This window comes from Tychonema sp. LEGE 06208 (assembly GCF_015207505.1).
In the GTDB taxonomy this organism is placed as follows: Bacteria; Cyanobacteriota; Cyanobacteriia; order Cyanobacteriales; family Microcoleaceae; genus Microcoleus.
Window position 1 is genome coordinate 1 of sequence record NZ_JADEWT010000158.1, and the last position, 12,733, is coordinate 12,733.

General features: G+C 44.4%; 14 protein-coding genes and 1 tRNA gene. 3 read left to right on the plus strand and 12 right to left on the minus strand.

The annotated features are described in order from the left end of the window. Positions 1 to 203 precede the first annotated feature (203 nt). Entirely contained in the window at positions 204 to 1,523 is a 1,320-nt protein-coding gene (gene urtA / locus IQ263_RS26145; protein ID WP_194071000.1) for an urea ABC transporter substrate-binding protein, read from the minus strand. 328 nt (positions 1,524 to 1,851) lie between these two features. Between urtA and IQ263_RS26150 the strand changes: the two genes are divergently transcribed. After that, a complete protein-coding gene (locus IQ263_RS26150; RefSeq protein WP_194071001.1) occupies positions 1,852 to 2,052 on the plus strand; it encodes a hypothetical protein in 201 nt (66 codons plus the stop codon). A 63-nt stretch (positions 2,053 to 2,115) separates the two neighbouring features. Here IQ263_RS26150 and IQ263_RS26155 read toward each other — a convergent pair. The 5 genes from IQ263_RS26155 to IQ263_RS26175 all read right to left on the minus strand — a co-directional run bounded on the left by IQ263_RS26155 (position 2,116) and on the right by IQ263_RS26175 (position 8,062). Further along, positions 2,116 to 2,188: transfer RNA gene (locus tag IQ263_RS26155), tRNA-Ala, on the minus strand. A gap of 120 nt (positions 2,189 to 2,308) precedes the next feature. Then, positions 2,309 to 3,037: an HAD family hydrolase gene (locus IQ263_RS26160; RefSeq protein ID WP_194008652.1), complete on the minus strand. Its 729-nt coding sequence runs from the start codon at positions 3,035 to 3,037 to the stop codon at positions 2,309 to 2,311. Between the two features lie 464 nt (positions 3,038 to 3,501). Then, a complete protein-coding gene (locus IQ263_RS26165) occupies positions 3,502 to 4,401 on the minus strand; it encodes a class I SAM-dependent methyltransferase (RefSeq protein WP_194071002.1) in 900 nt (299 codons plus the stop codon). Between the two features lie 101 nt (positions 4,402 to 4,502). After that, a complete protein-coding gene (locus tag IQ263_RS26170) occupies positions 4,503 to 6,971 on the minus strand; it encodes an ATP-binding protein (protein WP_228050377.1) in 2,469 nt (822 codons plus the stop codon). 362 nt (positions 6,972 to 7,333) lie between these two features. Next, positions 7,334 to 8,062 carry a TVP38/TMEM64 family protein gene (locus tag IQ263_RS26175; RefSeq protein WP_194071003.1) on the minus strand — a complete coding sequence of 243 codons (729 nt, stop codon included), beginning with the start codon at positions 8,060 to 8,062 and terminating at the stop codon, positions 7,334 to 7,336. Between the two features lie 26 nt (positions 8,063 to 8,088). Between IQ263_RS26175 and IQ263_RS26180 the strand changes: the two genes are divergently transcribed. After that, positions 8,089 to 8,256 carry a hypothetical protein gene (locus IQ263_RS26180; protein ID WP_194071004.1) on the plus strand — a complete coding sequence of 56 codons (168 nt, stop codon included), beginning with the start codon at positions 8,089 to 8,091 and terminating at the stop codon, positions 8,254 to 8,256. A 137-nt stretch (positions 8,257 to 8,393) separates the two neighbouring features. On the opposite strand, the gene arsS is transcribed toward IQ263_RS26180, so the two are convergent. The 6 genes from arsS to IQ263_RS26210 all read right to left on the minus strand — a co-directional run bounded on the left by arsS (position 8,394) and on the right by IQ263_RS26210 (position 12,373). Next, positions 8,394 to 9,380: an arsenosugar biosynthesis radical SAM (seleno)protein ArsS gene (gene arsS / locus IQ263_RS26185; protein ID WP_194071005.1), complete on the minus strand. Its 987-nt coding sequence runs from the start codon at positions 9,378 to 9,380 to the stop codon at positions 8,394 to 8,396. 162 nt (positions 9,381 to 9,542) lie between these two features. Beyond that, positions 9,543 to 9,944 (minus strand): arsenate reductase, glutathione/glutaredoxin type, encoded by a 402-nt coding sequence (gene arsC / locus IQ263_RS26190; protein WP_194071006.1) that lies wholly within the window; start codon positions 9,942 to 9,944, stop codon positions 9,543 to 9,545. A gap of 168 nt (positions 9,945 to 10,112) precedes the next feature. Next, positions 10,113 to 10,769, minus strand: a complete 657-nt coding sequence (gene arsH, locus IQ263_RS26195) for an arsenical resistance protein ArsH (RefSeq protein WP_194071007.1) — start codon at positions 10,767 to 10,769, stop codon at positions 10,113 to 10,115. Between the two features lie 7 nt (positions 10,770 to 10,776). Next, on the minus strand, positions 10,777 to 11,484 hold the full coding sequence (locus IQ263_RS26200; protein ID WP_194071008.1) for an MIP/aquaporin family protein: 708 nt from the start codon (positions 11,482 to 11,484) through the stop codon (positions 10,777 to 10,779). Positions 11,485 to 11,659: 175 nt separating this feature from the next. After that, positions 11,660 to 12,019: an ArsR/SmtB family transcription factor gene (locus tag IQ263_RS26205; protein WP_194071009.1), complete on the minus strand. Its 360-nt coding sequence runs from the start codon at positions 12,017 to 12,019 to the stop codon at positions 11,660 to 11,662. Between the two features lie 99 nt (positions 12,020 to 12,118). Further along, positions 12,119 to 12,373: a hypothetical protein gene (locus IQ263_RS26210; protein ID WP_194071010.1), complete on the minus strand. Its 255-nt coding sequence runs from the start codon at positions 12,371 to 12,373 to the stop codon at positions 12,119 to 12,121. 242 nt (positions 12,374 to 12,615) lie between these two features. Between IQ263_RS26210 and IQ263_RS26215 the strand changes: the two genes are divergently transcribed. Then, positions 12,616 to 12,733: IS630 transposase-related protein (locus IQ263_RS26215; RefSeq protein WP_194066405.1), on the plus strand; the 118-nt coding region annotated here is incomplete at its 3' end.

Sequence of the window (12,733 nt, forward strand, 5' to 3'; positions counted from 1 at the left end):
GGAGAGGGGGAGAGAGGGAGAGGATTTGACAATTTTTGATTGTCATCAAAATATACAATTTAAATGCACAACAGATTATAGTTATTTCTCCTATAAGTGGCGAAGTAAAAGGAGGCAGAGCCTCCAGATATGCGTTACTTTCGCTTTTCCTGGTAACAAGCAAAGCCGGAGATGCTGCCCTTCACGCTTGAATTCTGCTTTACTTAGCTGGTCTTGAATTTGCCGCCTTTGGCCGGATCTGACCAATCACAAGAAAAGCCTTTTGTTTCGGGGACAAACTGATTCCAAGGAATCGGTGGCACGGCTTCTGGCGTAGCATAAGCAATTTCAAACAAACCGTCTTCTCTCACCTTACCCAACCGCACAAATTTAGCAAGGTGATGGTTGTTTTCTAGGGTCACTTTGCCCTCCGGTGCGTCAAAAGTTTGACCCAAAGCTGCTGCCCGCACTTTGTCCAAATCGTCGGCTGTTCCTGCTTTTTCGACGGCTTGCTTCCACAGGTAAACCATGATGTAAGCTGCTTCCATCGGGTCGTTTGTCACTCTGTCATTGCCGTATTTTGCTTTGAATGCTGCGACAAACTTTGTATTTGCGGGTGTGTCCACAGTCATGAAGTAATTCCAGGCGGCGTAATGGTCTTTGAGATATTCTACGCCGATCGCCTTTACTTCTTCTTCTGCAATACTGACAGACATTGACGGATATTTGTCCGGGCCCAAACCTGCACCCTGCAACTGTTTGAAAAATGCCACATTGCTGTCGCCGTTGAGGGAATTGAAGATGACCCCGCCGTCGGGCAAAGCTGCCTTGATTTTAGTAATAATGGGCGTGACTTCTGTACCGCCAAGAGGTATGTAATCTTCGCCAACTAATTCTCCACCTTTGGCTGCTAGTTGTGCTTTAATAATGGTGTTTGCTGTGCGGGGAAAAACGTAGTCAGAGCCGACTAAGAAGAATTTTTTGCCTTTATTTTCTAGCAGCCAGTCAACTGCTGGTTCGATTTGTTGGTTGGGCGCAGCCCCGGTGTAAAAGATGTTTTTTGAGCACTCTTGACCCTCGTATTGTACGGGATACCAGAGCATATGATTTTTTTCTTCAAAGACTGGCAATACTGCTTTGCGGCTGGCGGATGTCCAGCAGCCGAAGACTGTGACAACTTTATCTTGGTCGATCAATTTTTTGGCTTTTTCGGCAAAAGTCGGCCAGTCTGAGTTGCCATCTTCTACTATTGCTTCGATTTGTTTTCCGAGGACACCGCCAGCTTTGTTGATTTCTTCGATCGCTAATTGTTCGGCATCAACCACGCTTTTTTCGCTGATGGACATTGTGCCGCTCAAGGAATGTAAAATTCCTACTTTGATCGTGTTTCCACCGCCTGCTGCTGGTGCAGTTCCTGTTGCTGTTGGAGAAGCGGCTGGGGTGGCTGTTGGAGTCGGAGTTCTACAAGCTTTGAGGAATAAACTTGTTGTGAGGGTAGCAGAACCGTATAAAAGAAATTTCCGCCGATCGAATCGCTTTGTCATTTTTCCTTGTTACTCTTAAATAGCTCAGTCAGATGATTGAGAATAACATATAGCGACTTGATATTAAGACTAGGTTGAGAATACTTTTGTATCTTTATATACAAAAGTTATTATTAATTTACAAAATGAAGGTTTGGTGAGGATTGATGGCAAATGTGGCAGAAACGGAGTTTAGACACTAAGATATGCACTTTGAGCGATCGGTCTGAAATTAACAACCGGGTTTCTTTAGAGAATTATCTTATTGATACTAGGAGTTAGACCGTAACTGAGTTTGTGGCACACTTGGATCGTGTCCGATCGATTACGATCACAAAAATGGTTCGTAGTGTGGACACCACAATGCAATAATGAGCGGACTGAAGTCCGCACTACGAAGCGAATTCATCTTGCTGCGGTTAATCGATCGCGCGTTCACAGGAAAATATCAAAGCAGATGACGATCGCCCTTTCTACAAATATAGCAACAGCCACATTGGGCGCGGACATAAATAACCTAATGAATACAGCCGATACCCGTCAAGCATAAATGGTTTGATTCCCCTACTCTGCAACTGCTTTCGGAGTCAACTGTCCACTGTCAACTAATTTATGGAGAATAGCGGACTCGAACCGCTGGCCTCTGCGGTGCGATCGCAGCGCTCTACCAACTGAGCTAATTCCCCTGATTGACTTTCAATTTAGCATTTTAAATGCTCGATTGCCGAATCTCAAAGGCTTGCAAATTGCATTTGCTTTCAATTTTACAAACCGTGACCAACATTAGCACGTAAGGGCTAAAAACGTCAAGAGTTTTCCGCCGCCGGCTCGGTGGGGGCGATCGAGCAAAGTTGAGCTACTCTGTCCAACTCTAAATCAGCAAAATAGTCCACCGTCCAATTAGCTTGGCGCTGGATCATGTGAAACGGGTAAGTGTGAGTCACGCCCGCTACCTGCATCCCCGCTTTTTTCGCCGATTCTATCCCCGCAAAAGTATCTTCTAGGGCCAAACACTCGATCGGTTGCAGGTTCAAACCGGGATATTTCTGGTTGAGAAGTTCCACCGCCAACAAATAGCAGTCGGGTTCTGGTTTGCTCGCCGTCAAGTCGTCACCTGCGACAATTAACTCAAAATTTGCAGCCAAACCGGCTCGCTCTAGCACTAATTCTATATCCGATCGCATGGCCCCGCTAACTACGGCCATTTTTAGTCCAGAAACGCGAATTTTGTCAATAAATTCTGCCAAACCGGTATAAATCGGCAATGTTTCCAAACTATTTATTTTTTCTTGATAAGCTTTGGCCTTGCCTAACAGCAAGCGATCGAGGTATGTTTCTGTGAGATATCGTCCTCGGCGCTGCAGCAGTTCGGTAATGCAAGCGCGATCGCTCTTTCCCAAACAAATTTCTCGAAACTCCCCGCGTTTGAGTTGCAGATTTTCATCTAGCATCAGGCGATCGATTAAGTTCTCGTGAATCGACTCGTCATTAATAATAACGCCATTAAAATCAAATAAAACTGCTTTTAGAGTCATTAGTTATTGGTTATTGGTTATTGGTTATTAGTTATTAGTTATTAGTTATTAGTTATTAGTTATTGGTTATTGGTTATTGGTTATTGGTTGTTGGTTGTTGGTTATTGGTTATTAGTTATTAGTTATATCGTTTCCGCTTGTATCGGACTGATTTAACCACAGAGAGCACAGAGTACACAGAGGGAGAGAATATATATCTGAATCATTCCGATGCTACCGGATTTGATATTATTGGTTATTAGTTATCAGTCATTAGTTATCAGTTATTAATCATCTTGCCCGAAGATCGAAGTCAAAGGGTAGTCATTAAGCTGTCGGACATTTAAATTGTATGTTCAGGGCGGGACACCCCACAAGACGGGGAATTGTTTTGTGACATATAATTTATATACAGCCACTGTTAACAGTTAACTGTCAACAGCCAACAGTTAACAGTTAACTGTCAACAGCCAACAGTCAATAAATCAAGCGGGTGCTGGAATGCCCGGTAAATCGCCATCAAAATCAGGAGCGCGATCGCCCAAATTCGACACCTGCGCCTGACGCACCGGCTCGAAATCTTCTCCCAGAAGAGGTTTCACGCCCTGCGTCACCTGATGCACCCACCAGTGTTCCTGAGTTTGCACCGCAGCAAATCCCGCCGCCCCCGCCCAAGCATCCATACTACCAGCCGCGTAAGACTTAATATAAGGCTCTTCAAAGATATCAGTCAGCCACTCTGTCTGTCGCAAAGTTTTTTGATTTCCGTCCAAAATTGCCACTTGTCCCCCAACCTTCAGCAGTCGGAAGCTTTCTCGCAAAATTGCGCGCGAGACAGCAGGCGGCGTTTCGTGAAACAGCAAGGAAGCTGCGACTAAATCGAAGCTGCTGTCAGCAAAACCCACGCTTTCAGCATTTCCGTGCAACCACTCGATATTCAAGCCGGCTTTTTGCGCCTTCATTTCGGCGACTACCAGCATATAAGGAGACAAGTCCAGGCCGACAACTTCCGCTTCGGGAAAGGCTTGTTTGAGCATCAGGGTTGTCGAACCGGTGCCACATCCCAAATCGATAATTCGGCGCGGTTTTACCCGCACAGCGTCAATTAAACCTTGTCTGACGACTGTTTCGTGGGGAGGCAAAACGTATTGCGTGATTGGATCGTAGGAAACGGCGGCACTGGGGTTGAGGTAGCCGCCTTTGATGCCGTGAAAGTTTTGGCTGCTGTAATATTTGGGATAAACTAGGTTGGTTTGTCGGTGGCGATCGCCCGCTTTTTCCCAGTCAGTACCTTCGTAGAGTCGTTTGATTGCTTCTTCGTCGATCGCCAGTCGGATCAGCGGCGATAAAAAGCGCTCGAAAATTGTATCCTTACCAACAGCCATAAAACTCCTTTCACAAAAACTCTTTTAATTTTAGCCAACAGCAGTAAAATTAGCATTAATTAAAGTTATTTGTCTCCTCGAGCCTCTATCCATTACCTCCCCTACATTGCTCGTTGCCCAACTTCCCTTTTATTGCTTGCTTCCTGTCGCTTTTCATTAATCGGAATTTTTATTAAAAACTCCGTCCCGCCGCCTGCAGGTTTAGATATTTTGATGCTGCCGCCGTGTCCGTCTACAACAATTTTGTAGCTGATTGCTAACCCCAAACCAGTGCCTTGTCCCACCGGTTTGGTGGTAAAAAATGGGTTAAAAATTTGGTCTTTAACGCTGTCGGGAATGCCGGGGCCGTTGTCGGCGATCGCCACTTTCAGAAATTTTATGCTATGTTCGCGAACTACTCCTGTGGAAATAGTAATAATTTTATCCAGGCGATCGATCTCGTTCAAGGCATCGATCGCATTGCTCAGCAAGTTCATAAACACCTGATTTAGCTGAGACGGATAGCAGTCTACTAAAGGCACTTTTCCGTATCTCTTGACTATATAAATGCCATTTTTGATTTTGTTGGAAAGCAGCAGCAAGGTATTTTCCATGCCTTCGTGAATGTCCGCCTGCTTTTTGTCTGATTCATCGAGGCGAGAAAAGTTGCGTAAAGAAAGAACTATGCTGCGAATGCGATCGGTTCCTATTTTCATAGAATTTAATATATGCGGCAAATCTTCCTCGATAAAATCTAGCTCAATTTCTTCTGTAAAATGGGCGATTTCCGGGGTGACTTCTGGGAATGTTTGTTTGTACAAACTCACTAATTCTAATAAATCTTTAGTATATTTTGTGGTGTGAGGCAAATTAGCCGAAATGAAGTTAACCGGGTTGTTGATTTCGTGCGCTATCCCCGCTACCATTTGACCGAGGGATGACATTTTTTCGCTCTGCACTAAATGGGTTTGAGTCTTTTTCAGTTCGTGCAAGGCATTATTGAGCAGTTTTACTTGGTCTTGGGTTTGAGTGTAAAGGTGAGATTGAGTAATTGCGATCGCCAATTGATCTGCTACAGCTTTTAACAGTTGAATTTCTTCCGCACTCCAAAACCACTGAGCAGCGTGGCTGCACACTAAATAACCCTGTTGCTCGTTTTGAGTCGGGACTGGCACCGCTAAATAGCTATTAGCTTTCAGTTCGAGCGGTTGACTTGCGCCCCGAGTCCAAGTATCGGCACTAAAAATAATTGGATCGGATTGGTCGCTCCCTACTGACAAATTTTCCACCAAGTAAGGCTCAAAGTTTATCGCTTGTCTCGGACAATCAAATTGGGAAGATTCCCACAAAATTTGTAAAGTTTTGTTTTGCGGCTCGTACCAACCAAAAGCTGCTCGTTCTAGATGCAGCAAATTTACTATTTCTTCGACGGTACTTTGCACGATTTTGTCTAATTCTAGAGAAGCGCGAATGCGTCCAGAAATCCGGTTGAGCATGGCTTCTCGCTCGGCTCTGGCGCGATTGTTTTCCGAGGAATAAATTAGCCAAATTGCTGCTAGCATTGCCGGGACTAGCAGTCCGACGACGACGGATGTTAGAAAATTTAATGCTTGCAGTTGGGATTCAATATTTTCGCGGGGAATTATTAAGGCCATCGACCAGTTCACTTCCTGGAGGGGAGCGTAGACGGCATACACCCATTTGTTATCTATTTTTACCAGTTCGATGTTCGTCTGGCGATCGATCATGTGCCGCGCAATTGTGGAGAGTGCGGAATCTTGTGACTGTAAAAAGCTTGGAGCAGGCCGATCGCTATTGCCAATTAAGTTATTGTTGGGATGAACAATTGGCACTCCTTCTGAATTGAGCGCAAAAGCATAACTCTCGGAACCGTAATGCAGGCTGTTAACAACATTTGCTACTCTGTCTAATTTAATGCTGCCCGATAGGACTCCAATTACTTGATTGGAAGGCTGTGGCAAGGCCCAAATAGGAGCTGAAATCACGATCGTCGAAACTTGTGTACTGCGGCCGATCAGCGGGTCAGAAACATTTATTTGCCCGGCCATTGCTTTTATAAAGTGTTGGCGGTCTTTGACATTCGTGCGGTTGCCTAAAGTGTTATTTAGTGAGCCGTTGGGTTGAATTAATGCCAGGATGAAATACTCTTTTAGCCTGTATATTTCTGATTGCAACCGGGGTTCGACTAATTCCCAATTGAGAGTGCGAATCTTTGGAGAGTAAGCGATGGTTTCTATTTCTGCTTTGCGGCTGCTGAGCCAGCGATCGATTTCATTGGTGCCTTTTTCTAATTTTAATAGTGCTATTTCTTTTAAATTGTCGAGTATTAGTCCGCGCACAAAAAAATAGCTTACGCAAGTAGTTGTGCTAATGGTTAAAGCTGTGGTGCCTAGAATTAGCAGGGTCAGCAAATGGCGACGCTGCCGTCTGTGCTGCCAAAGACTTTCTAGTTGCTGCCAGCGCGATTGAGCGCTGATGCCGATGTTTTGCCAAAAGTGGCGCAGTTTTGGCTTTTGGTGGGGCGGCGGCGCAGAAACGGGTCGGGCTTGATTTGCTGGTTTTTGCATCATCAAATGTTCTCGTCGAGAGTGAAATCGATCGAACTGCACAGTCATTCGGCAGAATTAATATTATGTCAACAGTCAGGACTTGAGTCCTCCTAGGTTTGGCCGATGGGGATGTGGATTTCTGGCTGCGAACAATTTTTATTTCGATCGCAATATCGCATTCTATTTTGACATTAATTTTGTATTTTGACCTTGAGTTTACTTTTTTGAGGTTAGTGCTTTACGATATATTTAAGATCTATCTCGTTTGTATAACAAATTTTTTGTAAATAACACAGAGAAAATACGGAGTTTTTTAAATTAGCTATGTATTATAATTTATGAGCAAAACCGTATTGACAAGTTAACCAATTTGTGCAGTAGGTTTAAGGAGAAATTTTTTCGTCTAAAGCTTTTTTTGCCAAGCGGGCTGCATAAACGGTGAGGGCGATCGTTGCTAGCAAACCAATGCCGTAAAGAGCCCACTCAGCAGCAGTGCGCGATCGCCCTTCGGCTCCGAGTGCCGCCAAACTCCCAGCCAGATAACCAATATAAACATACATCACAGTTCCCGGAATCATGCCGAGCCAAGATGCAAAAAAATAGTCTCTGAGAGATACCTGCGTGACTCCAAAAGCATAGTTGAGCAAATTAAATGGGAAAATTGGCGAAAGTCGCGTCAGCAGCACAATTTTCCATCCTTCAGAAGCAACTGCGGAGTCGATCGCCTGAAATTTAGGATTTCCTTCTATCTGTTTGGAAACCCAATCGCGAGTTAAATACCTTCCTATTAAAAAAGCGCAAGTTGCGCCCAAAACCGAGCCCATGGAAACGCAAACCGTGCCGCCAACGACGCCGAACAAAACCCCAGAACCGAGAGTAAGCAAAGAACCGGGAATAAATAAAACCGTAGCGACAATGTAAATTAGAATAAAAGCTACAGGGCCCCAAGGGCCGAGACTCGCGATCGCCGAAAGCGCGTTTTTTAAAATTGCTTGAAAGTTAAAAAACTGTGCCGCCACAATCAAAGCTACAGCTAAAGCAATCCCTAAAAACAGTTTCCACCTTTGGGATGGTGGCGGATTTTTTTCATCGGGCGATCGCAAATCATTCATTACTTAAAATCTCCATTCTCAATAATATGGGCATAGGGCATGGGGAATTGGGAATTGGGAATTGGGAATTGGGAATTGGGCATTGGGAATTGGGCATTGGGAATTGGGAATTGGGAATTGGGAATTGGGAATTGGGAATTGGGAATTGGGAATTGGGAATTGGGCATTGGGAATTGGGAATTGTTAACGGTTAACTGTTAACCGTTAACCGTTAACCGTTAACCGTTAACCGTTAACTAATGACTAATGACTAATGACTAATGACTAATGACTAATGACTAATGACTGATGACTAATGACTAATGACTAATGACTAATGACTAATGACTTCTTAAGTCAAAGTACCCCCGCAGCTAGAACCTGAACCAGCCGTACAGCCGTAACAATAAGCAGCAGTTTGCACCTCTGGAATCACATCTAAACTGCCAGATTCGAGCAATTTAGCAACAGTTATCTTTTCCCCGCTGCCAGTTTTTGCCGGCAGATTTTCCATTTGGTTAAAATCGCAATCGTAGACATTGCCCAAATAGTCGATCGACAATTCATTGCGGCACATTAAATGATCCACAGTACCGGGATTAAAATTATCCTCCAAAAACCCCAGATAAGGCTTGTGAAGTTTCTTATGTTCCAAATGAAACTTAGTCCGTCCCACAGGCAAATTAGTAATCGCGAACAAGTGATTAAAACAAATCCCAAAATGTTCAGCTAAATAAACCTGATAATCTCGCTGTAACTTACCTTGTTCCGCTGTTAGCGAAAACTTATGTGTTGTCGGCACTTGCGGATTGTACACCAAATCCAGAATCAAATTTGGGTTTTTCCCGTATCCCAACTGATTCAGCTTTTGCAGCGCCAGAATCGAACTGTCAAAAACACCGCTACCGCGCATTTTGTCAACATTGTCAGCTTGGTAGCAGGGAAGCGATGCCACAATTCTGAGTTGTTGCTGCGCGCAATATTCAGGAATATCCTCAAAACCTTTTTCAAAGTAAATCGTTAAATTAGAACGAACAATTACCTCTTTACCTGTTGCCCTTGCTGCTTCCGCTAGCGGTTTAAAACCGTAAAGCATTTCGGGAGCGCCGCCAGTGAGGTCAACAGTTTGAATTTGAGGAAAGCGGCGAATGATTTCAATTAATTGGTCGCAAATTTCCGGGGAAATTTCTTCTGTTCGTTTCGGGCTAGCTTCTACGTGACAGTGAGTGCAAGCGAGGTTGCAGCGTTTCCCGAGATTAATTTGTAAAACTGTAATCTGCTTTTTAGTTAAAGCTGAGTTGAGTTTGTTTTTGAAAGGCGTGATTGCTGTCTGAATCATGTGCTAAATTTTTCGGTCTGTGCTCGCAACGGATTGAGAGGCGATCGGCCGGAACGCCTCTCATAATTTAGCACTAATTCTTTGGATGCGACAGCGACAGGTTAAAAATCAGTTTGTTGAGAATCGATCGCAACCCGCAACCCAAGGGTGATATTTTCGACATTAATCTGGTTTGAGAGAGTCAACTAATTTTTCAACTCGTGCTTTAATTTCATCTCTAACGCGGTGAAAAGTTTCGATAGGTTGTCCGTCGGGGTCATCGAGTTGCCAATCTTCAAATACTTCTTGCAATACCCACGCTTCGGGTAAATTTACGCCGCAGCCGCACAGAGAAATTACTGCGTCGTAGTCTTCTGCATTGAATTCGCTTAGTGGGTTGGATGTTTGATCGGTGATATCAATGCCAATTTCTGACATGACTTGAATTGCTGTCGGATGAACTCTGCTTGATTCTAACCCGGAACTGGTGACTCCAATCTTGCCGGCTCCGATGGTTTTAGCGAATCCTTCTGCCATTTGCGATCGGCAGGAATTTCTTTTGCAAACAAACATTACTTTTTTCATGGTTTTTGTTGATTGTTCGTTGTTCGTTGTTGGTTGTTAGTTAGGGAGCATCTCATATTTGTAAAAAGACTTCTTTTGACTCCTTCTTTCTTCCTCTTTCCTCCTGTCTCCTGTCTCCTGCCTCCTACCTCCAATTTCTAGCTTGGCTGCAAAAGTGAGATGCTCCCGTTAGTTAGATGTTTCAAGGGCGCGATTTGCTAATGCGATCGCCTCCTTAGCTGCTTGTTCCTTGCGTTCGCTGTGGCGATCGGTCAAATAGTCCGTTTGCTCCCGCAACAGCAAGGTAAACTTGTACAGTTCCTCCATCACGTCGATCGCGCGATCGCGATAAGGCGAATCCTTCATCGTCCCATCTTCATTAAATTCCTGATAAGCCTTAGCAACCGAAGACTGATTGGGAATCGTAAACATCCGCATCCAGCGGCCTAAAATCCTCAAAGTATTCACCGCATTAAAAGACTGGGAACCGCCGCTGACTTGCATCACCGCCAAAGTTCGACCTTGAGTGGGTCTGACGGCCCCAATACTTAAAGGAATCCAGTCAATTTGATTTTTCATAATGCCAGTAATATTGCCGTGCATTTCTGGACTAGACCACACTTGACCCTCCGACCACAAACTCAATTCCCGCAATTCCTGAACCTTCGGATGCGTATCGGGAACGCTACCATAAATCGGCAATTCTTGAGGATTGAAAAACCTAACTTCGGCACCGAATTCCTCAATGATTCGAGCCGATTCTTCCGCTAATAAACGGCTGTAAGAACGCTCTCGCAAAGAGCCGTATAAAAACAAAATTCTCGGTTTGTGTGTGAATTTTTCCATGATGCTGTTAATTAAAATCCCGAAATCCGTTAGACAGTTCTCGATAAACTGCGACTGCCAATTGTGTTCCCCAAATGGGAGCAACCCAGTAAACCCAATGGTGTTCCCAAAAGCCGCCAATTAACGCAGGCCCGAGCGATCGCGCCGGATTCATGCTCGCCCCGGTAATCGACCCCATAAATGCAGCTTCTAAGCCTACAGTTAAGCCAATTGCTATCCCCGCAAAACCGATATGAGCGCGCCTGTCAAGTCCCGAACCTAGAATTACAAACATCAGGATAAAAGTCAGAACTGTTTCTAAAATTAGAGACTGCAACCAGTTGCCGTTAAGAGGGATAGTTGCACCGAGATTTGCCACTTTTCCTAAAGTAATTAACAGCAGCGCGGAAGCTGCGATCGCCCCCGCACACTGCGCCCAAATATAAGGCAAAACTTTGTATTTTGGGAAAAACCCGCTCGCCCAAAATCCTAAAGTTACGGCTGGGTTAAAGTGCGCGTCGCTGATGTGTCCGATCGCGTAAATCATCGCAGCTACAACCGCACCAAACACAAAACTAACGCCCAAATGAGTTAAAGAACCACCGCTAATTTTGTTGACCATCACCGCGCCGGTGCCGGCAAAAACTATAATAAATGTACCGATGCCTTCCGCAAGTGCTTCTCGCTTGCAATCTCGATTTTCACCAGAAGCTAACTTCTTTACTGTTGCACCCATCGCTATCAACTCATTGGTTCAAATACATCATATCAAAAAAGCTTGATACGTCAACCCTCTTGGTTCGATCGTTCGGAATGCGAGTCCGCATCAAGACAGGAATGAAGTCCTCACTACAAACCAATAGCGGTTACTTTGGGGGACATAATATTACTTATTAAGAAATATTGATGGGTCAACCCACCTCAGAACAAGGGCGGGCCGGCAGAATCTGACTGAAACGGCGATACTGGGCGAGGTACTCTTCCAGCACGAGAAACTGAGCTAAATTGAGACTGTAGTAAATCCAGCGGCCTTCTTGGCGGCTGCGAACTAAACCGGCTTCTTTTAGGGTTTTGAGGTGAAAAGAGAGTTTAGATTGAGAGGCTCCAAGGCGATCGCACAAATCGCAAACGCACAACTCCTGTTGCTGCAGCAACTCCAGAATTTGAATCCGCAGGGGGTCAGAAAGAGCGTGAAAGCCTGCGGAGACAAGTTTTTCCGAAATCTGTCGCTGTGAAATGCGATCGGGTGCAGTCGTAGAATTTTTAAGCATCAATTATTTTGAAAACATCCATACAAAACATCATAGTTTCTCCAGTTTCATCCCAGAAAATCACTGCATTCAGCATCGACAGATCCTTCGGAGTGGATATTACTTCGGACTCTGTACCCGCGCCGGCACATCAGTCAATCCGGCCTTTTGCATCAACGAAATCACCCCTACAGATAGAATTCCCCCAATAACTACCCCGACAACTACCAGGATGAGAAAGCCTGTTTGCAGAGTTTTTTTAGTAGCCGGGTGGTACTGTCTGGGCAACTCTTGACCTTGCTCGTCAAGTTCTTGTTCCAAGGGGTCTAGCGGATTCGATGGATTTGAGTTAAAAGGATTGGGTGCTTGATTCATGGCTGGCTTTGGTTAAATGATGTCAACAACTATTTTAACTTGCGATTTGCCCGATCGCCTTAGATAATACATTCTGGTTTTACTCAAGACTCTATAAAATTTATTAAGATACCGATAATTTTAGCAACATTTTTGATAAGATATTCGTCTTTATCAATCTCGATCATATAGTCATTTCAAATAAGTATGAGACTATTTAAAAATGAGGTAAAATGAATAAAAATAGTGAAGCTGCTAGGAAAATGTCTTACAGTATTGATTTGAGAAAAAGAGTAGTGGATTATGTAGAAAATGGCGGTCGTATCGCTCAAGCTGCCGGACTTTTTAAGGTAGGAAGGGCAACGATATATCGGTGGCTGG